This window comes from Streptomyces luteolifulvus, assembly GCF_008806595.1.
In the GTDB taxonomy this organism is placed as follows: Bacteria; Actinomycetota; Actinomycetes; order Streptomycetales; family Streptomycetaceae; genus Streptomyces; species Streptomyces luteolifulvus.
Map to the genome: position 1 here is coordinate 1 of NZ_VZRB01000060.1, position 19,972 is coordinate 19,972.

General features: G+C 68.4%; 12 protein-coding genes and 8 pseudogenes. 7 read left to right on the forward strand and 13 right to left on the reverse strand.

The window, feature by feature from the left end:
* Positions 1 to 409 precede the first annotated feature (409 nt).
* Positions 410 to 1,747 carry a group II intron reverse transcriptase/maturase gene (gene ltrA / locus F7R91_RS39705; RefSeq protein WP_225321072.1) on the forward strand — a complete coding sequence of 446 codons (1,338 nt, stop codon included), beginning with the start codon at positions 410 to 412 and terminating at the stop codon, positions 1,745 to 1,747.
* A gap of 251 nt (positions 1,748 to 1,998) precedes the next feature.
* On the opposite strand, the gene tnpA is transcribed toward ltrA, so the two are convergent.
* On the reverse strand, positions 1,999 to 2,427 hold the full coding sequence (gene tnpA, locus F7R91_RS39710) for an IS200/IS605 family transposase (protein ID WP_150958484.1): 429 nt from the start codon (positions 2,425 to 2,427) through the stop codon (positions 1,999 to 2,001).
* A gap of 15 nt (positions 2,428 to 2,442) precedes the next feature.
* Between tnpA and F7R91_RS39715 the strand changes: the two genes are divergently transcribed.
* Positions 2,443 to 3,630 (forward strand): RNA-guided endonuclease InsQ/TnpB family protein, encoded by a 1,188-nt coding sequence (locus F7R91_RS39715; protein ID WP_225321073.1) that lies wholly within the window; start codon positions 2,443 to 2,445, stop codon positions 3,628 to 3,630.
* A 113-nt stretch (positions 3,631 to 3,743) separates the two neighbouring features.
* Entirely contained in the window at positions 3,744 to 4,607 is an 864-nt protein-coding gene (locus tag F7R91_RS39720) for an SCO6745 family protein (RefSeq protein WP_150958486.1), read from the forward strand.
* Positions 4,608 to 5,000: 393 nt separating this feature from the next.
* On the opposite strand, the pseudogene F7R91_RS43470 reads toward F7R91_RS39720, so the two are convergent.
* Positions 5,001 to 5,261 (reverse strand): annotated as a pseudogene (locus F7R91_RS43470) (hypothetical protein); the annotation flags it as partial.
* 485 nt (positions 5,262 to 5,746) lie between these two features.
* Between F7R91_RS43470 and F7R91_RS39735 the strand changes: the two are divergent.
* Positions 5,747 to 7,072: an MFS transporter gene (locus F7R91_RS39735; RefSeq protein ID WP_150958488.1), complete on the forward strand. Its 1,326-nt coding sequence runs from the start codon at positions 5,747 to 5,749 to the stop codon at positions 7,070 to 7,072.
* Here F7R91_RS39735 and F7R91_RS43475 read toward each other — a convergent pair.
* The 6 genes and pseudogenes from F7R91_RS43475 to F7R91_RS43480 form a co-directional block, all read right to left on the reverse strand.
* Positions 7,064 to 7,653: pseudogene (locus F7R91_RS43475) on the reverse strand (DMT family transporter); the annotation flags it as partial. The gene F7R91_RS39735 and the pseudogene F7R91_RS43475 sit on opposite strands and share 9 nt — an antisense overlap.
* A gap of 218 nt (positions 7,654 to 7,871) precedes the next feature.
* Complete coding sequence (locus F7R91_RS39745; RefSeq protein ID WP_150958490.1) at positions 7,872 to 9,668, reverse strand: acyl-CoA dehydrogenase; 1,797 nt, start codon at positions 9,666 to 9,668, stop codon at positions 7,872 to 7,874.
* A gap of 62 nt (positions 9,669 to 9,730) precedes the next feature.
* Positions 9,731 to 10,501 carry an SDR family oxidoreductase gene (locus tag F7R91_RS39750; protein ID WP_225321074.1) on the reverse strand — a complete coding sequence of 257 codons (771 nt, stop codon included), beginning with the start codon at positions 10,499 to 10,501 and terminating at the stop codon, positions 9,731 to 9,733.
* Between the two features lie 175 nt (positions 10,502 to 10,676).
* Positions 10,677 to 10,949 (reverse strand): annotated as a pseudogene (locus F7R91_RS39755) (DUF1330 domain-containing protein); the annotation flags it as partial.
* 81 nt (positions 10,950 to 11,030) lie between these two features.
* The gene (locus tag F7R91_RS39760; protein ID WP_150958494.1) at positions 11,031 to 11,246 is read right to left on the reverse strand and encodes a hypothetical protein; all 216 of its coding nucleotides are present in this window, start codon (positions 11,244 to 11,246) and stop codon (positions 11,031 to 11,033) included.
* Between the two features lie 379 nt (positions 11,247 to 11,625).
* Positions 11,626 to 11,981 (reverse strand): annotated as a pseudogene (locus F7R91_RS43480) (MerR family transcriptional regulator); the annotation flags it as partial.
* Between the two features lie 341 nt (positions 11,982 to 12,322).
* Here F7R91_RS43480 and F7R91_RS39770 point away from each other — a divergent pair.
* Entirely contained in the window at positions 12,323 to 12,583 is a 261-nt protein-coding gene (locus tag F7R91_RS39770; RefSeq protein ID WP_150958496.1) for a hypothetical protein, read from the forward strand.
* A gap of 359 nt (positions 12,584 to 12,942) precedes the next feature.
* Here F7R91_RS39770 and F7R91_RS39775 read toward each other — a convergent pair whose 3' ends face one another.
* Positions 12,943 to 14,391, reverse strand: coding sequence for an FG-GAP-like repeat-containing protein (locus tag F7R91_RS39775; RefSeq protein ID WP_225321075.1), 1,449 nt, complete (start codon positions 14,389 to 14,391; stop codon positions 12,943 to 12,945).
* Positions 14,392 to 15,137: 746 nt separating this feature from the next.
* Between F7R91_RS39775 and F7R91_RS39780 the strand changes: the two are divergent.
* A pseudogene (locus F7R91_RS39780) lies at positions 15,138 to 15,759 on the forward strand (NAD-dependent epimerase/dehydratase family protein); the annotation flags it as partial.
* Between the two features lie 332 nt (positions 15,760 to 16,091).
* On the opposite strand, the gene F7R91_RS39785 reads toward F7R91_RS39780, so the two are convergent.
* Positions 16,092 to 16,355, reverse strand: a complete 264-nt coding sequence (locus F7R91_RS39785) for a GlsB/YeaQ/YmgE family stress response membrane protein (RefSeq protein ID WP_150958500.1) — start codon at positions 16,353 to 16,355, stop codon at positions 16,092 to 16,094.
* A gap of 619 nt (positions 16,356 to 16,974) precedes the next feature.
* Between F7R91_RS39785 and F7R91_RS43485 the strand changes: the two are divergent.
* Positions 16,975 to 17,294 (forward strand): annotated as a pseudogene (locus F7R91_RS43485) (plasmid stabilization protein).
* A 461-nt stretch (positions 17,295 to 17,755) separates the two neighbouring features.
* Here the strand turns inward: F7R91_RS43485 and F7R91_RS39800 are convergent.
* From F7R91_RS39800 to F7R91_RS39810, 3 genes and pseudogenes are all read right to left on the reverse strand, one after another.
* Positions 17,756 to 18,244: pseudogene (locus F7R91_RS39800) on the reverse strand (ANTAR domain-containing protein); the annotation flags it as partial.
* A gap of 1 nt (position 18,245) precedes the next feature.
* Positions 18,246 to 18,617 carry a phage holin family protein gene (locus F7R91_RS39805; protein WP_150958520.1) on the reverse strand — a complete coding sequence of 124 codons (372 nt, stop codon included), beginning with the start codon at positions 18,615 to 18,617 and terminating at the stop codon, positions 18,246 to 18,248.
* Between the two features lie 770 nt (positions 18,618 to 19,387).
* Positions 19,388 to 19,642, reverse strand: a pseudogene (locus F7R91_RS39810) (YhjD/YihY/BrkB family envelope integrity protein); the annotation flags it as partial.
* Positions 19,643 to 19,972: the final 330 nt, after the last annotated feature.

Consider the following 19,972-nt stretch of genomic DNA (forward strand, 5'->3'; position numbering starts at 1 on the left):
CCATCTTCACCGCCTCGTCCCGAAACTCAGGACTGAACTTCCTACGCTTCTGTGCCACGTGCTCTCTCCGCCGTTCTGGACTTCGATCCTATGGGGACCGCTGTCCGAGAACTTCGGGGCGCCTCACGGCAGGCGTCCGGGGAAAGTTGTCGTTCTTATCTGGGGAGGTCTGTCCGGGTGTCGCCTGTAAGGGTGCGACGGCCCCGATCGTGACGGCCCGGTCTCGAAAGGGACTGGACTTACCGGACAGAAGTCAGCAGAGGTCGTAGTACCGAGGTGGGTAGGCAGTAGGCCGACAAGGACTCGGGAAGGACCGAACGTTTAGTGGATTGAAGGAAGGGTGTCTGCTCGCTCAGGTCACGATGACCGCTGTAAGCCTGCTTCGGCAGATCCCCAGGCAGAGGCACCGGTGCATACGGCTGCCCTGGCTGAGGAGCGTAATGACCAGACGGCGCACCACCGGACCGACGATCACCGCGAACCGTCCCTTTGGGAGACGGTGTTCTCGAAGGAGAACCTGCTCGCGGCGCTCAGGCGCGTCGAAGCGAACCGGGGTGCCCCCGGTATTGACGGGATGACCACGGAGGAATTGCGGCCGTGGATCGCCCAGAATTGGCCCAAAGTATGGGCTGAGCTTGACGCGGGGACATACAGACCCGCTCCCGTTCGCCGGGTGACTATCCCTAAGCCGAACGGAGGGGAGCGGATGCTAGGTGTCCCACGGGTGCTGGATCGCCTGATCCAGCAGGCTGTTTCGCAGGCTCTCGTGCCCGTATTCGACCCTCATTTCTCTGGGGCGTCGTTTGGGTTCCGGCCGGGGCGCTCTGCACACCAAGCCGTAAGGGCTGGTCGCCGGGCTGTCCAGGATGGGAACCGCTGGGCCGTGGACCTGGATCTGGACAAGTTCTTCGACCGTGTGAATCACGACGCGCTGATGGCGCGTGTGGCTCGCCGGGTGGGGGACAAGAAGGTCCTGAAGTTGATTCGCCGATACCTGGAGGCCGGAATCATGGCCGATGGGGTGGTCGTGGCCTCGGAGGAAGGGACGCCACAGGGCTCCCCGCTCTCTCCGTTGCTGTCCAACATCATGTTGGACGACCTGGACCGCGAACTCTTCGAGCGTGGACACCGGTTCGTGCGGTACGCGGACGATGTGATGATCTTCGTCCGGTCCAAGCGAGCGGCAGAACGGACCCTCGCCTCGGTTACGGGCTTCATTGAGAAGACCCTGAAGCTGAAGGTGAACAAGGAGAAGTCCAAGGCGTGCCCCATCTGGTGGACGTCTCTCCTGGGGTTCAGCTACTACCTCACCAAGGGGCAGGTGAAGATCCGGGTGGACCGCAAGGCCGTCAAGCGGCTGAAGGCCACAGTCCGGCGCCTCACCTCCCGGACATGGGGCGTTTCGATGACCCACCGACTGGACAAGCTCAATCGGTTCTCCGTCGGATGGGTTGCCTACTTCGGCCTCGCGGACTCCCCGAAGGTGTTCGTCGAGATCGACGAGTGGACCCGCCGCAGGCTACGGCAGGCCCAGTGGCGACAGTGGAAAACCGCCCCGAACAGGGCGACGAACCTCCGAAGGCTCGGCGTCGAGGAGAAGATGCTCGGCGTCCAGGGTCTCGGAGGGACGCGGCATTGGAGGACATCCAAGATCGCGCCACTGGAGCTGGGCATGAACAAGGCCTACTGGGAGGCCCAGGGATACAAGCCCTTCAAGGGCTCTTGGTCCCGTCAGAAGTCCGCCTGAGATCAGCTGGACGAACCGCCGGATGCGAGGCCCGCATGTCCGGTGGTGTGGGGGGAGGGCCGGGTGAACCGGCCCTCCTACCCGATCGGAGATGACGGTTGGGAGCCCTCGCCATTGCTGATGCGGCTGGCCGGCGAGGCCGGGACATTCAACATGATCTAGCAAGGAATCGCGGCCCTTCAGGGCTCGGGAGGAGTTGCTTCTCTGGGCTGCTCTGACCCGCGCCGGAGCATGGGTCTGTACTGTTGACCTCAGCCGGGACGCTTCTGGTTCTCGATGTATTCCTTCACCACCGTGAGCGGTGCGCCGCCGCATGAGGCGGCGAAGTAGGACGGGGACCAGAAGTGATCGCCCCACAGGTGTCGCTTGATGTGGGCGGCGTACTCCTTGCGCAGGTAGTGAGCGGAGACCCCTTTGAGGGTGCCGACGAGGGCGGACAGTCTGACCTGCGGCGGGTAGTGGATGAGCAGGTGCACGTGGTCCGCTTCGCCGTTGAACTCGCGCAGCTCGGCGTTCGCCTTGGTGCAGACCTCTCGCATGATCTCTTCGCAGCGCGTCAGGATCTCGTCGGTGAAGACGTTCCGCCGGTACTTCGGGACGAAGACCAGATGAGCGTGCAACGTGTGGACGACGCTGCGACCCCTGCAAGTATCGGGGTTTGGTTCCCATCGAGGTGACACAGACACGACGCTACGATGGGCGGCGTGAAGATCGTCGTCCAGGTGAAGCTGACACCGACGCCCGATCAGGCGTCGGCTCTTTCGGCCACCCTGGACGCCGTGAATGACGCGGCGAACTGGCTGTCCCTGCGTGCCCAGGGCAAGGAGGACGAGCGAGACCGCACGCGCAGGGCACTGCAAGCGGTCGCCTACCGCGAGCTGAAGGACCGCGGCCTGTCCGCGCAGCCTGCACTGCACGTGATCCGGAAGGTCGCCGACGCCTACACCACGCGGCGGGCGAACCTGAAGGCCGGGAACTACGGCAAGCAGGACTCCAAGCGATATCAGCGGATCGCGAACACCCCGATCCGCTTCCGGCCCAACGCCTCGCAGGCGTACGACGATCGCTGCCTGTCGTGGCGGTATGACCAGCAGACGGTGTCGATCTGGACCATCAAAGGGCGTATCCGGGGCATCGGTTTCGCGTGCTCCCCGCAGGCCTTGAAGACCCTCAGCGAGTACCGGCAGGGCGAATCCGACCTCGTCCACCGCGACAGGACCTGGTACCTGATCGCCACGTGTGAGGTACCGGCCGAGCCGCTGAACACGGAGCCTGACGGGTTCCTCGGCGTCGACCTCGGCATCGCGAACATCGCCACCACCAGCGATCAGGACGAACCGTCCGCCGGGGAGAAGCTGACCAGGTACCGGCGCCGCCAGCTCCGCATCCGCGCCCAACTCCAGGCGCGCGGAACCAAGTCCGCCAAACGGAAGCTGAAGCAGCGTGCCCGCCGGGAGGCGCGGCACGCCACCAACGTCAACCACGTCATATCGAAACGCATCGTGGCCGAGGCTGAACGCACCGGACGCGGGATCGGTCTGGAAGACCTGACCGGCATTCGCGAACGGGTACGGCTGAAAAAGCCCCAACGGGTCGCGCTGCACTCCTGGGCATTCGCCCAGCTCGCCGCCCTTGTACTCTACAAGGCCGAGCGAGCCGGGGTTCCCGTCGTCCAGGTCGATCCCGCCTACACGAGCCAGATGTGTTCGTGGTGCGGACACTGCGAGAAAGCCAACCGGCGGACCCAAGAGCTGTTCGCCTGCCGGTCCTGCGGCGTCGTTGCGCACGCAGACTGGAACGCGGCCCGCAACATCGGAACCGCGCCGAAATCGTCTGGGCTGAAGTCAACCAGCCTCATGCGGCGGACACTCCTGGTGCTCTAGCTGCAAGCGCGGCCCTTTGGGGCTCGCGTAGTTGACCTGACGCCACCACCGCCGAGGTGGGATCCGGCGGTTACGCGCGGTCCGGTGTTGCACTGTCAGGGAGGATGGCACACATGGAAGCGACATTCGCCCGTACGGTCTGGCAGGTCCTCGAACCCCTGCACGCGGTCACGTACTTCGCGCCCGAGAGCCGCGAGGCCAACCGTGCTGTCGGCCTGCGCGGATTTTGGATGGGCTACTTCGCAGCTCGGGCCGCGCCGCTGGGAGCGGTGACGGCGGGTGTGGTGGAGGCGGCCTTCTTCAACTTCCACCCCGACATGGTGCGACGCGCTGTCCCGGACGCATGGAGGTTCGCCACACCCGAGGCCGTGCTCCGTGCCCGAGCTGAGGCGGCCACCGCAGCACTACGCCGAGTAGCGCCGTCGGCGGCGGACGCGGCGGCAAAGGTCGCCCCGCTGCTGGAACGGACGGTTGCCGTTGCGGACGCCGCTGGGCGCCCGTTGTTCGCCGCCAACCGCGGCCTGCCCACGCCCGAGGACCGGGTCAGCGCACTCTGGCAGGCCACTACGGCGCTGCGCGAGCACCGCGGTGACGGCCACGTCGCGGTACTGACTGCCGAGGGCATGGACGGCTGCGAGGCCCACGTGCTCTTCGCCGCATGCGAGGGCGTGCCCGTGGCGATCCTGCGGGACAACCGCGGCTGGTCCGAGGAGGACTGGCAGATGGCTGCGGACCGCCTCACCACGCGGGGACTGCTGGAAAGCAGCGGACACCCCACCGCCGAGGGGCGCCGCCTGCGTGCCCACATCGAGGTCCGCACCGATGCCCTGGCCGTCCGGCCCTATCGCGCCCTCACACAGACCGAGGCCGCCCACCTCCTCGGCCTGCTCAGCCTGCTGGCCGACCAGGTCCTCACCTCCGGCACGATTCCCTTCCCCAACCCCATGGGCCTTCCGGCCCGTCCAGCGCGAACTTGACGAGTTGCCTCGCACATGACCGCGGGTGGCCGTGACACGACGATGGCCGCGCGGGTTCTTGAGGTGTGAAGATCTAGCAGGCCCGCGCGGCCAAAACGTCACCATGCGCGTCGACGGCATGGAGACCCAGGTCCGCCGTCCGGAGCACACCGCCCCGACGGAAGCCGCTGTGGCCCGCCGCCAGGGACGCCTGGCCCTCGCCTCAGCCGGAGGCAGGGCCGCAACCACCCAGCAGTCGCCCATTGCGGCCGACTGGGAACACAGGCCCATCAGTCCTTCCAGCCGCTTCGAGGCCCGCTGCTGCCCCGACACCCAGGCGTCCTCGCCCCGGGTCTGCTGGACGTGGATGTACCGCATCGTGGTGGCTATCCAGGAGTGTCCGAGGATCTCCTGGATCCCGAGCAGATCAAGCCCTCCGAGGTAGAGCCCGGACGCGCAGAAGTGTCGCAGGACGTGCGGCTTCAGCGTGGTGGCCCGGACGGGCAGATGGGCTTCCGCCGCGGCGGCCAGACCCCGCGCGGTGGGTGAACTTGCGGCAGGTCGCCAGGGCTCGCCGCCCCAGCCGGTGAACAGTGTCTTGATCTCCGGCTCGGCGGAATCCACAGGGCGGCGTCCTTGGATCCCTGCGGCCGGTTCATCTCGTCGATCGGGCACTCGGCGACCCGCCCGGTCATCCGATGGATCTCGACCTTGTGCCGCAACTCCAGGAACAGGAATTACGCCTGCGCGCGGGCCAGCCGGGTGCCGCTAGGAACCGCTGGTAGAAGACGCTGTTGCGGGAGATGGCGGTCATCGTGACCGCTTGACCGTCGCGGACGCGTAAGGCGCCGTAGGCCCAGGTCTTCTCCGGTCCGCGGGAGTAGTCGATCTCGTTCTTGATGCGGTGCCCGTCGGGCGACCAGCCCGGTGCCGGCGGGAAGGTGCGTGGGGCACCGGGCCGAGCTCGTCTAGCGCCCGCGCATCGCGCACCCCCGTCTTGTACGAGAGCGGGGCCCGAGACAGGTCGGGACTCCGCTGTGCGTGCCATGCAGGTAAAACTCATGCTGCACGACCCGTTGACGACCATACCGTCCGGTCAGTATGTTCCCCGGAACTCGCACCACCCCCGCTCCGTCCCCGCACCCACCGGAGTGTGCAGCATGGACACGGCCCCTTCCGCCGAGCCGCTCACCACCACCGCTCCCGCCCCAGGTAGCAGCCGTCGCCGCGTCGCCACCGCAGCAGCGCTCGCCTCAGCCGTCGAGTGGTACGACTACTTCGTCTTCGGCATCGCCGCCGCCCTCGTCCTGGGCGATCTGTACTTCCCGGCCGGCAGCCCCACCGCCGGGGTCCTCGCCTCTTTCGCCACCTTCGCCGTCGGCTTCCTGGCCCGCCCGCTCGGCGGCATCGTCGCCGGACACCTCGGCGACAAGCGCGGCCGCAAGCCGATGCTGGTCCTCGCGCTCACCCTGATGGGCCTCGCCACCACCGGCATCGGCCTGCTCCCGACGTACGACACGATCGGTGTCGCCGCCCCGATCCTGCTGGTCGCCCTCCGCGTCGTGCAGGGCATCGCGGTCGGCGCCCAGTGGGGCGGCGCGATGCTGCTGGCCACCGAGTACGCCCCCGAGGGCAAACGCGGTGTCTACGGCAGCTTCGTCCAACTCGGCGTTCCGATCGGCGTGGTGACGGCCAACACGGTGTTCCTGCTGGCCGGAGCCTTCACCACGGACGCCGCGTTCGCCGCCTGGGGCTGGCGCGTCCCGTTCCTCGTCGGCCTGTTCGTCCTCGCGCTCGCCTGGTACATCCACACACGCGTCGAGGAGACCCCCGAATTCCGGGAGGCGGAGAAGAAGCTGGCCGAGCAGGAGAAGGCCGAGCAGTCCTCCCCGCTGCGCACGATCCTTCGCGGCCACCTCGGCACGGTGCTCCTCGCCGGCGGCTCCTTCGCCGTGAACACCGCGACCTTCTACATCATCATCACCGGCGTCCTGGACTACACGACCCGGGAACTCGGCATGAAGAAGAGCGCCGTCCTCATGGTCTCGCTCTGCGTCAGCCTCACCCAGCTCGTGCTGATCCCGGCCGCCGCCGCGCTCTCCGACCGGATCGGCCGCATCCGGATCTACGCGCTCGGCGCGGTCGGCATCGGCCTGTGGGCGGTACCGCTGTTCCTGCTGATCGACACCGGATCGCTGCTGTGGCTGGCGGTCGGCACGTTCGTCGCCAGCTGTTTCCTCAGCATCATGTACGGCCCCCAGGCCGCCCTGTTCGCCGAGCTGTTCACCGCCGAGATGCGCTACACCGGTGCCTCCCTCGGCTACCAGATCGCGGCCGTGCTCGGCGGCGGCCTGGCGCCGTTCATCATGGTGCTGCTGCTGGAGGCGACGGGCACATCGATGGCGGTCTCCGGCTACATCATCGGTCTCGCGGTGATCGCCCTGCTGTCCATCAAGGTCCTCGCGGACAGGGCGCGTTCACGCTGACTCCAGGGCCTGCTCGGGTTGTGGCCCGCCCGCCACGACCCGAGCGGCCTGCGTCCGCGAGCGCGACTCGGCGAACCTGGCCAGACACAGTGCCCCGCCCGCCGGCGTGAGCAGCCCGGCACCTCCGCCAGCGCCAGCCACGACCTCAGCACGACCAGTGCGGGCACCACGTATGTGATCGCGCACCATGCCGCTGGCGGTCGTCCTGGCCAGCGCGTACGCCCAGGTCGTGAAGGCGAGGCCTGGTGAACGGTGGGCACACCTCGGCGCCGATCAGGCACCCGAACGTCGTCACCTGGAGCGCGCTCGCATGGCCGAGCGTCGGCTTCTGCGCGACGACACCGCCCGCGTAGCGACCGCGGCGAGCAGACGCAGCACCACCCCGAGCACCGAGGAACCGCCCCCGTCCGCCATCGACAGCCCGCGGTCACCGTACCCGCGAACGACACCGCCATCCCGGCAAGCAGCCGCGGCGGCATCGCATCACCGAGCAGCCGTGTGCCCAGCAGCGCGATGAGGATCGGGCCGATGTTGACCACCAGGGCGGCCGTACCGGCGTCCACCTGCTGTTCGCCCCAGTGAGGTCCTGTGTGAGCGCGCCCCGAAGTCCGAGGTCGGGGCAGGCCAGCCGACGAGCGGACTCACGGGCACCCACCCGTCGCGGTTCCTTGCCCATTTCGACGTCGTGGCGGGCCCAAGGTGCCTGGAGCGGCTCTCAAGGTGCCCGGTGGTAGCGCGCTGCTGGCTCCCTCACCAGGCGCTCAGGGCCGCAGACCCACGCTTGGAAGGTAGGACAAGCTCAGAAGCAGTCTGCGGGCATGTCGAGGGTGGTGCGGTCGAGGCTTTCCAGCAGCGCGAACTGCGCCTCCGTCCTGGGTAGTTCGTACCGGAAGAAGTACTGACCCGCGCGGCGCTTGCCCTCGTAGAAGGCGTCGCTGCGTCCGGCGGCGGCCAGCATCTGCTCCAGCCACATCCAGGCAACCACTATGTGTCCTACGGCCTCCAGATAGACCGAGGCATTGGCGAGGGTGGTCTCGGCGTCCCCGCTCTCCCACAGGCGCCGTGTCACGGCAGCGACGCGGGCGACGGAGGCGTCCAGCTGCCGTCCGAAGCCAGCGATCTGGTCGTCCGCGGCCGCCGCGCGGGCGGTCGTCATGGAGACGGTCTCCATGAGCAGGCGGAGCCCTGCGCCTCCGTCCATGACGACCTTTCGGCCCAGCAGGTCGAGGCCGTGGACGCCGTGCGTCCCCTCGTGGATGGGGTTGAGGCGGTTGTCGCGGTAGAACTGCTCGACGTTGTACTCGCGGGTGTAGCCGTAGCCGCCGTGGACCTGGATGGCGAGGTTGTTGGCCTCCAGGCACCACTGGGAGGGCCAGCTCTTGGCGATCGGGGTGAGCATGTCCAGCAGAAGCCCGGCTCTGGCCCGCTCGTCGGCCGACGGGGCGGTGCGCTCGTCGTCCAGCAGCCGCCCGCAGTACAGGATGAGAGCCAGCGCGCCTTCGACGTACGACTTCTGGGCGAGGAGCATGCGCCGGACATCGGGATGCCCGACGATCGGGATCTGGGGGGTGGTGGCGTCCCTGGCTGTGAGCGGGCGTCCCTGGGGCCGGGTGCGCGCGTAGTCCAGGGCGTGCAGGTAGCCGGTGTAACCGAGCGCCGTGGCACCGAGTCCGACGCCGATGCGGGCCTCGTTCATCATGTGGAACATGTAGGACAGTCCGCGGTGGGGCTCCCCGACCAGGAAGCCGACGGCACCGGGGGCCCCGCCGGGCCGGAAGGCGCCTTCACCGAAGTTCAGCAGCGCGTTGGTCGTCCCTCGATACCCCATCTTGTGATTGAGGCCGGCCAGGGCTACGTCGTTGCGCTCGCCGAGCGTCCCCTCGGCCCCCACCAGGACCTTGGGGACGATGAAGAGCGAGAGCCCCTTCACCCCGGGCGGGCCGCCGGGGATCCTGGCCAGGACCAGGTGGACGATGTTCTCCGTCAGTTCGTGGTCGCCACCCGAGATCCACATCTTGTTGCCGAACAGGCGGTAGGTGCCGTCGTCGGCCTGTTCCGCGCGGGTGCGCACATCAGCCAGCGAGGAGCCCGCCTGGGGCTCCGACAGGCACATGGTCCCGGAGAAGCGGCCCTCGACCATCGGGCGGACATAGGTGTCGATCTGCCCGGGGGTGCCGTGGGCCAGCAGCAAGTTTGCGTTGCCGATGGTGAGGAAGGGGTAGGCGGCCGTTCCCACGTTGGCTGCCTGGAACCAGGCGAAGCAGGCGTTGGCCACCACGCTGGGCAACTGCATGCCGCCCACCTCGTGGTCCATGCCCCCGCCGATCAGCCCGGCGCCGGCGAAGACCTTCAGGGCCTCTTCGACTTCGGGGATGATGTGCACCCGCTCGCCGTCGAAGCGCGGCTCCTGGGTGTCGTTCTTCTTGTTGTGCGGGGCGAAGTGCCGGGCGGCGATCGTTTCGCTGAGGTCCAGAACCGCGTCGAAGGTTTCGCGCGAGTGGTCGGCGAAGCGGGGACGCACGGTCAGGGATTCAACGTCGAGCCACTCGTGCAGCAAGAAGTCGAGGTCTCGGCGGGAGAGCAGGAGGGAGGCCATGGTCGTCTTCTTCTCGGGTTCGGGTTGCTGGTGCGAGGGGGAGGGGAGCTGTCGTCGGCCGGTCAGACCGTGGTGCCGAGGCCGCCGTCGACGGGGATGACGGCGCCGGTGACGTAGGCGCCCGCACGGCTGGCCAGATAGACGGCGACGCCTGCCATGTCGTCCGGCCGCCCGATCCGGCGCAGCGGAGCCGCCTCCGCGATCGCCTCGCCCATGGCGTCCAGGGTCGCGGCCATCATCTTCGACTCGAAGGGGCCGGGCGCGATGGCGTTCACCGTGATCCCCTGTGGCCCGAGTTCCTTGGCCAGCACGCGGGTCAGGTGGTGCAGGCCCGCCTTGCTGGCCGCGTAGGAATAAGCCGGGACCGGGCTGACGTGCAGGCCATCGATGGATCCGACGTTGATGATCCGCGCAGGGTCCTCCGTCGACCCGCCGGCGCGCAGCTTCGGCAGGAGGGCTTGGGTGAGCAGGAAGGGGCTGCGCAGATTGAGGTCCATCACCTTGTCCCAGCCGGTGACCGGGAACTCGTCCAGGGGCGCGCCCCAGGTGGCGCCGGCGTTGTTCACCAGGATGTGCAGCCGCTCCTCCCGCTCGCCGATGTCTGCGGCGAGTCGGTGGCACTCCTCCACTCGCGACAGGTCGGCGGGCAGCGCGACCGCCTTACCGGGACCGGAAAGCCCGCGCACGGCCTCTTCGCAGGCTTCCGCCTTGCGGGAGCTGACGTAGACCTTGGCTCCCGCTCCGACCAGGCCCCGGGCGATCATCAGGCCGATGCCGCGGGAACCGCCGGTCACGAGGGCGGTTTTGCCGGAGAGGGAGAACAGTGAGATCACGTTGGATTCCTGAGGGGAAGGGGCGGCACGGGCGGGCTGTTCCCGCCCCAGGCTAGATACTAAGCAGTCGCTTAGTCACTGTCCAACCCTTGCGTCCACGGAACCCTGTCCGTACCTCCGCGCCTCGACGGTGGCGGAGGTGGACAGGCAGCGGATCCCTGAGGGGGTGTCGGCCTCACCCGACGCCCGAGGCGACCAGCACGACTCCGTCAGTGGCGGCAACGCGGTCCTTGGAGATCTCCTGGTACTCGGGAGAGTGGGCCCATGTGTCAAAAGCAGCCCGATCCTTGAAGGACATGATGATGCTCTTGTCGTGATCCCATCGCCCCTCCACGACGTCGACCTGTTCGTCCGCCGCCAGCAGGCGGCCGTCGTGACGGATGAGCACATCCGCGAAGCGCGAGGCGTATCGCTGATAGCGCTCACGGTCATGGACAGTTATCTGCGCAACGGCGTAAACGGCATTTCGGCCCCTTTCGCATGGGCGAGTTGGTTACCGGCGCGTATGGCCGCAGGCCCGAGGTGCGGGTCAGGGCGCTCCGGTCTGCCAGTCGTTCAACTCGGGATGTACACGGTGATCGTGTTGCTGGTGAACGCGCCCGAGCGCGTCCAGGGCGAAGGCCGGGGCGAGGACGCGCAGCTTGCCCTGCGTGGTGTGGGCGATCGCGGACGGGGCGGCCGTGCTTTGGTGGGTCTGGTCGTAGCGGATGCGCGGAGCGAGCGTAAGGGTGCGTCGGCACCCCACGCGAAGCCGACGGGTACCGGCGCCGTTCATCAACCGTCTCGGGCGCGGGGGTGCCGCGCGGTTCTGCTCACCGCCGTAGTCGCACGGCCCGCACCGCGCTGGCGTACCGGGCGGCCCCGGTACGGACCGGGGCCGCCCACGGTGTTGCAGGCTGCCGGTGCATCGCATCCCGCCCGCCCGTGGCTACGGAGAGGCGGACGTCGGGACCGTAATCGCAAGCGGTGGCATGAGCCGGGTCGTCACAGTGATGAGTGCCCAGTTCAGATGTGCTTCGGAGTACTGGGGCAGGCGCTCGTAGTCGCGAGCCTTCATGCACCAGCCGATCGTGCCCAAGAAGCGCTCCGGCCAAAGCTGGCGACCGCCGACCGCAGGCGGTCCCGTGTGCCCGCGCCATGGTCATCAGCCCGGCGACGGCGTCCCGGGTGCGTGCGAGGTCGGCGATGCGCTCGGACAGCCGGTCGCGCTCCTGCGCCATCCGCTCGAGGGCGGCATGGGAGTTCTCCTCGCTGGGAGAATCGATGCACGGCAGCAGTTCGGCGATGGTGCGGCTGGACACTCCTGCGGCGAACAGCCGCTGGATGAACACGACCCGCTCGACGTCTTGGTCCGCGTAGTGCCGCTGCCCGCTGCCCGCTGCCTGCTGCCACTGCGGGTGCTGGTGAGCAGCCCCTGCTCCTCGTAGTAGCGCAGGGACCGGACGGTGACTCCAGCCCGTGATGCCAGCTCCCCGCGCAAGTCGCGCTGCCACAACGCGTGCACGCCGACGACGGCGTCGCGCACCGGCCCGCTGCCGCGGTTGACCAGCGCAAGGCCGATCCTGCGGCCCGATGGTCCGTCTCGCTCCTGCGCCTGCGCGCCGACCGTGCCGCTCGGCACGGCGGACCGGGCGACAGCCCGGCACGCCACCGGGCTGCGTGACGCCTGCGGGCAATGGTCCTGCCCGGTCGGACGGCAGCCGACCGGACGCGGTGCGCTGTATCCCCGAACGGAGCAGCGAACACATGGTGCACGTGCCGGGCACTTGAGCAGCCCGCATGCTGGGTTCATGAAGTCCCGGAAGAGTAAGGAGTCCTGAGATGGCCGCACAAGCTGTGCAGAGAGAAAGTCCCTGTGCCATGATGCGCCGCGAGGCGAAGAGTGCCCGCCGTGAGATCATGCGCCTCAGGAACGAGAGCTCCCGTCTTGAAAGCGAAATCGCCCACCTCAAAGGGCAGCCCGACCCGAACGAGAAGGCGATTGCGGCCCTTGAGCAGCGATTGGCGAGCATGAAGGCGCAGGTTGAGCAGGACGAGCTGTCTCTCGACACCCTTGAGCAGGTGATCAGCGAGAACTGCTGATCGGTACGCAGGCCACCGCGGTGACCCCGAAGCGGCAGAGCAGCCTTCTCTTCCCATCGACGCCTGGAGACAGCACGCCCCAGGGGCACTTTGTAAGGGAGCACGTCGGGTGACGAGCCCCTGATTGGCCCACATGGGCATGCGGCCGAGCTGCTCGGCTCGTACGTTCGTCAGCGGCACGCCCCGCTTCAGACAGGACGAGCGGGAGCCGGTGGCCCCGTGCCCACTTCGCACGGTGCACGGAGCCACCCCACCAGAGCTGCACCTGTCGGTGCGCAAACCGCAGCCGAAGCAGCCGCGCGACGTGAGGGGCTGGCACGGAGTTCGGTTCCGGGCCCCTCGCGTTTGCCGTTGGCCGCTCAGATCACCCCGAGCAGTCCGTTGCCGCCGAGGAGTGTGCCGTTCTGCTGGGTGAGGCCGACGGAGGACGCGGTGAACAGGCGGCTGCCGGTGGCCGTCGGGCGGGTGGACCCGCCGGGGAGTATCCAGACCGCTCCGGTGGAGTTGTTCTCGCTCGCCGCGCTGATGAACAGCTCGGGTTTTCCGTCCTTGTTGACGTCGCCGGCGGCGACTGTCGTACCGAAGAAGTCGCCGGGCTCGGAGGCACCGGGGACGCCGGAGGTCTCCTGCGAGAAGGAGTACGAGCCGCTGCCGAGGGTGCCAGAGGTGCGGCCCGGGATTACGGTTACGGTCCCCGCGCGCGGACGGGTGCTGCCAAGGTTCTCGTACGGGGCGCCCACGACGATGTCCGCCAGTCCGTCCCGGTTGAGGTCGCTCACCGCAAGGGCTCCGCCGAAGGCGTCGGACTTCTCGCTCGCACCGGGCACTCCCGCGGTGTTCTGCGTGAGCTGGACGGGCTTCGCATCGCTTGTGATGCCGCTCGCCGACCCGTACCAGACCAGGACGCGGCCGCCCGACATGCCGTCCGCGCCCTCGACTTCGGGCTCGTCGGGGTCACCGACCACCAGATCGGCGAATCCGTCGCCGTTGAGGTCGCCGGTGGCCGCGATGTGGCCGTTGCCCTGGGTCAGATGGGGCGGGAGTTCTGGTGTGGCATCCGAGTCCTCGGGGTTGACGAAGATCCAGCCCCCGCTCTCTCCGCTCTGGCCGTACGTGACGTTCACATGGTCCGGGGCGCCGTCGCCGTCGAGGTCGCCGAGCGCGACGGAATCGCTGAAGGAGTCGTTCGCAACCGCCGAGCCGCCGTAGGTGCCGGTGCGGCTGAAAGGCCCGGTGAAGCGGACGCTGCCGCTCCATCCACCGACCAAGACTTCGGTCTTGGCACCCGAAGGGCCGCTCACCGCGGCGATGTCGAGGCCGTAGTACAGCGGATCGAAACCGGCGGCGCCCGAGGCCGGCAGGTCGGTGCCCGTGGTGAGCCCGTCGCTGCCGCCCCACAGGACGGTTACTGTCCCCGCGTTGGTGCCCTTCGTCGTGTCCTCGTACGGCGAGGAGACGATCAGATCGGCGTACCCGTCCCGGTTCAGATCGGCGGTGGCGGTGGCCCCGCCGAACCGGTCGTACGCCTCCGCCGTGCCCGGCACCCCGGCGGTGTTCTGTGTGATGGTCTTGCGCCGGGTCGCCGACACTCCGGAGGCCGACCCGTACAGCACGACGACCGCACCCGCCCCCTCCTTGCCCGCCACATCCGCGCCCGGCGCGGGCAGTACGGCATCACGGAACCCGTCGCCGTTGAAGTCGCCGGGGACGGCACCGTGCACGGCGTCCGCGGGGACCGCCGATACGAGTGACACCCCCATCACGCCCGAGAGCAGGACGGCGGCGGTTCTCCAACCGCCTGTAAACATGCGCCGGTTCATGCGCGTTAGCCCCCTCCACCCCAAGCGCACCCCCTGTGCGCCGACGTCACACGCGGATTCTAAGACCATGGAAACCACAGTCCCCACCCACGCCGTTGACAGGCTGCGTCCGGTCAGGGGGGACGTCACCGTGTCGGACGAGCCGGGGACTGTCGGACGGGCGAGTTCTGCAGTCAGGCCGCTGGAAGGTCCGCGCCACCAACCCAGGCGGACGAGGAGGGCCGGCCCAATCCAGATCATCGACGTCTGACGACAGCACGCCCGAGAGCACCGCACCTGTATGGGCGAGCGCTGGCCGGTGGCGAGGCGTCTGTCTGGCCCACACGGGCATGCGGCCGAGCGGCTCGGCTCGCGCGTTCGTCAGTGGCACGCCCACTTCAGACAGGACAAGCGGGAGCCCGTGGCCCCGTGTCCACTTCGCACGTTGCACGGGGGTCACCCCATGACCTTCCAGTAGCGCTCGTGATGTGTGCGTGTTCGCGCGTCCGCCGGAGAAGGCTGGGGTCGCCCGTGCCGCCTCTGTCGATGCCTTCGCGATGGGGGAAAGGCCCGCAGCGGGCCGGGTTCGAGCGTCGGCGCAGCTCCGGCCGTTCGGCCCGGGCGTCCTCCGAACCGAGAGGCACAGGTCTGCCGCTCGGCAAGTGCACCCGGGCTGATTAGCCCGGAATCTGAGCGGGTTGAACGCGTTCAAAAAATGGGGCTACGCTGATGCCGAGCGAAGTGGAAGGGGTTCGGTGAAAGTAGTGCTGCCCGGGGGAACGGGACAGGTGGGCAAGATTCTCAACCGTGCGCTGACGGCGGCCGGCCACGAGGTCATGGTAGTGACCCGGCGACCCGTGCGGGCGTACGACATCGGCTGGGACGGGGCCACGCTGGGCCGCTGGGCCGCGGCGATCGACGGCTGCGATGTCGTAATCAACCTGGCCGGGCGCAGCGTGTCCCGCCGTTACACCGCCGAGAACCTGCAAGCCATGATGGATTCCCGGGTGCACTCGGCGCGGGTGGTCGGCGAGGCGATCACCGCCACCGCGCGGCCACCGCGCGTGTGGCTGCAGATGAGTACAGCGACGCTCCACGCCCACCGCTTCGACGCGGCACACGATGAGGCGACCGGGGTGATCGGCGGCTCGGAGGCCGGGGTGCCCAACTACTGGGCGTACAGCGTCGAGATCGCCAAGAATTGGGAGCGGGCGCAGGCCGAGGCGCCGACTCCCGCGACCCGCAAGGTGGCGCTGCGCTCCGCTCCGCGAGGGTGATGAGCCCGGATCGGGGCGGTGTTGTTCGACGTACTGTCGCGGCTGGCGCGAATCGGGCTGGGCGGCCCGGTGGCCGGGCGGTGCGCGGTACGTCTCCTGGGACCGGCACCTGCACCACCTGTCACCGCCCCCTGCCCAGAACATCGCCCACCAGCCAGAACCCGAGAGCCAGAGCAACCTAACGGAGTCCTACTAGGGGTTCTGGAGGAACCGGAGGGCCGCGATCGCGGATTCGACCAGCACTCGAATCCTCACTTGAGAGCGGCTCAGGCATGGATCAAGTGCTCTGCCCCACTGGACGTCACCAGGCCGACCGGGCGCGCTACCGCCGTCAAGAACAAGCTCGTGATCAGCGAATGGCCCGCCGAATCAGCCTCGGCAGTGGCTGCACGACTGCCGGGGCTGCGGCGGGCGCTGAAAGCCGCTTTGCGGTTAGCGGCGCAGCTTCACCTTACTGACCGCTGCGACGCCAAGAGCCGCGAGGGCAATCTGGAAGAGCCATTCGCCCCAGTCGACGCCCTTCGTGTCGGCGACGTCGAGACCGGAGGCGATGCCGGTTCCGATGAAGGCGGCCACGATGCCGATCGCGATCGTCCACAGGATGCCGATGCGCTGCCGACCGGGCACGACAAGTCGGCCGAGGACACCAATCACGATGCCGATGACGATCGCGCTGATGACGCCTGAGATCTCCATGAGAGGTATGCACCCCCACTCGTTGATGACATACGAGTGCCCGTTCGAAGCGGTGTCACTCCGTTCTGGGTTCCGTAGGCGGAACTCGTCGATTGACGGCGGAGCCGCGGGCGGGGAAGAGGCCGCCGCCCACGTCGTCCTCGAAGATCAGCTGCCACAGGCCGGCGAGTGAGGGGAGTTGATGACGCGCGACAGAGTGCGAAGGCCGGGCGGGGACAGCGAGTCTCAAAGGTCCGTTTAGGAGTTCGGCCGTTCCGCCGTGCGGGGACGCCGTGGCCGCCCGGTCGTGGGTCTCTGCCCTGTCGCGTGGGGTGAATGGTTCATCGCATCAGGGAACTCGTGCTTTGAGCGAAAGAGGCAAGAATAGGGTGTCCAACCCACAGCAGCCCGAGCAGCGACGCAGCCACAAGGGCGGTGCCACACCACTGCACAGCGCCGAACGCAGGCGCGAGAGCGAGGCTGGGGTGGAGGCGCCCACGGTACCGACAAGGACAACAAGGGCGGAGGAGAAGGCGGCGGCGTGCCGCCGGACCAGAAGGCCGACCTTCCGTGAGCAAGTACGGACCGCCTTCGCGGCACTCATACGTGGGATCTCAGCTGGTGAGGAAGGAGAGCGACCATGCCGGCCGGATCGAGCTCCAAAAGGGAACGGCAGTACGAACACATCAAGAAGAGCGCCCAGGACCGCGGCGAATCGCCCAAGCGGGCCAAGGAAATCGCGTCGCGGACGGTGAACAAGGAGCGGGCCAGGTCGGGCGAGTCCAAGACCGCCAGCAAGACCTCGACCCGTGACCCGAAGTCGGCGTCCCAGCGCGGTGGACGCACAGCGGCTCGCAGGGGCCCACGAAGGATCAGCTGTACGAGGAGGCCAAGAAGCGCAACATCCAGGGCCGCTCCTCGATGACCAAGCGCCAGCTGGAGAACGTGCTCGGCCGTTGACACCCGATGATCCCGGCCCCACACGGAGGCCCTCGCCTCTGCGGGCCGGGCGAGGTCGACCTCCTCCGAGAAAGGGACCCAGGCGGGTCAGGTAGAGGCAGCAGGGGTGACCGCCATCAGAGTGATCATCAGAATGAGAGCTCCGGCAACCCACCTCGGCACGCGGAGACCGCTTTGACCAGCTGCCGGACCGACTCGTCGGGGGCGTCGACATGTTCGGACATGCCTCGAACCAGGGGGCGGGCGCTGACACAGCGCCCGCCCGGGCCCCAGCGAACGATGACGTCTTGGGGCTGCCCTCTCACCGGCCGGTTCAAGCTTTTGTCGACCCGCTGCGAAGTGTGGGGTATGGCCGGGCAGGGGACTTGGTGGGCAAGCCGGATTCAGCAGCGTGCCCATGGGGCTGGCCCGGCCCAGGCTTCTCTGGTTCAGTCAACGAGCCGGGGAAGCCGCCGCCAGGGTCACGGGAGGTTGCCCTGTTCGCAGACCATCCGGGCGACCTCACGAAGCTTGATGTTGTTCTCCTGCGAGTAGCGGCGGAGCACGCCGAACGCCTCCTCCTGGTCCAGGCGGTGCCGCCCCATGAGGATGCCCATGGCCTCGCCGATCACGTGCCGGGTGGCTACGGCCCGTTCCATCTGGGCATGGGTGCGGGCGGCTGAGAAGGCAACCGCCGCGTGGGACGCGAGCAGCAACCCGGCCAGCTCGCTGGCCTGGGTGAACGCGCCGGGCTTGCGGGAGTAGAGGTCCAGCGCGCCGAGGTCTTCCTCCTCGGTGAACAGCAGGAAGCCCATCATGCTGCCCACTCCGAGCGCGTGGGCCCGCGGGGCGTAGGCGGGCCAGCGCTGGTGCTCGCTGGTGAGGTCCGCGATACGGAATACCCGCTCGCCCAGCGAGCTGCGGGCGGCATCGAAACACGGTCCCTCCCCCAACCGCTGTTGCAGCTGGGGGTCATCGCTGGGCACTCCCCTTGATCTCGGCCACGTCGGCCTTGACGCTGTCTACTGTTTGCTCGGGCGTGGGCGGTCCGGCCTGGCTGACTTGCTTCTTCCCGGTCAGGGCCATCACCGCGGCGATCACGCCCAGCACGGCGGTGACGATCAGCGCTGCGGCCCACACCGGCAGCGGCACCGCCAGGGCCGCAATCGCGGTGGCCACCATTGCCTGCAGCATCAGGAAGCTGACGAGGCCGGCGCCGCCGAACAGGCCGCCGCCCTTGCCGTAGCGCTTGCCCTTCTCCTTCATCTCAGCCTGCGCCAGCTGCAGCTCGCCGCGCACCAGCTCCGTCAGCTGCTGCGAAGCCCGCTGCACCAGCTCGCTCACCGGCTCCGTGCCGGAGGAGTGGGTGTCCTTGCCGGGGCCGACGTAGTTCGGTGGTGTGTGCGTCACGGCGCTCACCTCCCGTCTGCTTCGTTCGCTGCGACCGGGCCGCATCCGGCCGTCCGATCAGCGTGCGAGTACCCCCAATCGGCCAGAGCAGGAGGAACCCGTCGATCTTTTTCACCACGTGATCACCCAGCCCCGCCTCATGTCCGCCGTCCGCTGCGGGGCTGCCGCTGCTGCCCCGGGCCTCTTTCTGGTCCCCCGTCCCTAACTAGCCCGGGCCGCTGCCCGACGGCAGGCCAGACGCGAAGACGGCCCCGGGCCTGACAGAGCTATGAGGCCCCCGGGGCCGCCGTCACCGGCCGGTTGGCCGGGTGAGAGGTGCGGCCCGACCCGGGCCGGGGATTGCGGATGACGACCGCCGACATACGTGGCGCGCGTCGTGTCGACTACCCAACGCACACCGGCAGGCAAGGAGACGCAGCCACTACTGAGTATCTCGGCGTCTTGTCGCCGGAGGGTCGACGAGACTGCCAGCACAGACGGCCGCGCCATCCACCCAGCCAGAACAGGACTGTGGCGGCGCCGCACCACAGCTTGGCGCCCTCGGGGGCCTCTTCCACCGCCGACAGAGCTTCGGTGATGCCCGGCGGAACGTCGGAGGCCGCCTGTTTCGTCAGCAGCCGGTAAGCCTTGCGCAGCCCGTCAGCAACCTCATGAACAGCAGGTACCCCGCCATCGGCCTCCACCCGTGATCAACCGCGGGGTGGTCACGTCCCACCCAGGCGGCGCCGGTCCTGCTCGCTCCAGGTGCGGGTGTCGCGAGGTGCGACGTACGGCTCCCGGTCCTCGGGGTGGCCGTCGGCGATGGCGCGCTGGCGCGAGGTCTCGGCGTCGAACTCCAGACCGAGAAGGATCGCCAGATTGGTGATCCACAGCCAGATCAGGAAGATGATGATCCCGGCGAACGTGCCGTAGGTCTTGTTGTACGAACCGAAGTTGGCCACATACAGCGCGAACCCGGCGAACCCGGCCGCGGGGGCTCCTTCCGGTCCTTCTCCGTACGGCTACCCGCGCCAAGGTCCCTTCAGGCGCGACCGCACCCGCGGCACGCCGTTGTGGGGAAACGACCACACGAAGTACATGCACCACAAACCGGAATCGGTGGGCCAGCAGGTCCGTCACCCACGACCCACCGGCGGCCCACCTGGGTCGCGTCTCCCAAAGGCTGACGGCAAGAGGAGAGCGCCCTCATGACCGCGATGAGCCAGCGATGGTCCGCAGGGCCAGCAGTCCGGAGGAAGTAGCGGGACAGGAGGATCAGCGGCCTGAGCCTCAGGGACAGCCAGCATGAA

Coding starts and splice junctions, on each gene's coding strand:
- F7R91_RS39745 (WP_150958490.1), bottom strand. CDS start 9,668: ATGGCCTCCCTCCTGCTCTCCCGCCGAGACCTCGACTTCTTGCTGCAC.
- F7R91_RS39735 (WP_150958488.1), top strand. CDS start 5,747: ATGGACACGGCCCCTTCCGCCGAGCCGCTCACCACCACCGCTCCCGCC.
- F7R91_RS39770 (WP_150958496.1), top strand. CDS start 12,323: ATGGCCGCACAAGCTGTGCAGAGAGAAAGTCCCTGTGCCATGATGCGC.
- F7R91_RS39720 (WP_150958486.1), top strand. CDS start 3,744: ATGGAAGCGACATTCGCCCGTACGGTCTGGCAGGTCCTCGAACCCCTG.
- F7R91_RS39785 (WP_150958500.1), bottom strand. CDS start 16,355: ATGGAGATCTCAGGCGTCATCAGCGCGATCGTCATCGGCATCGTGATT.
- F7R91_RS39715 (WP_225321073.1), top strand. CDS start 2,443: ATGGGCGGCGTGAAGATCGTCGTCCAGGTGAAGCTGACACCGACGCCC.
- F7R91_RS39775 (WP_225321075.1), bottom strand. CDS start 14,391: ATGTTTACAGGCGGTTGGAGAACCGCCGCCGTCCTGCTCTCGGGCGTG.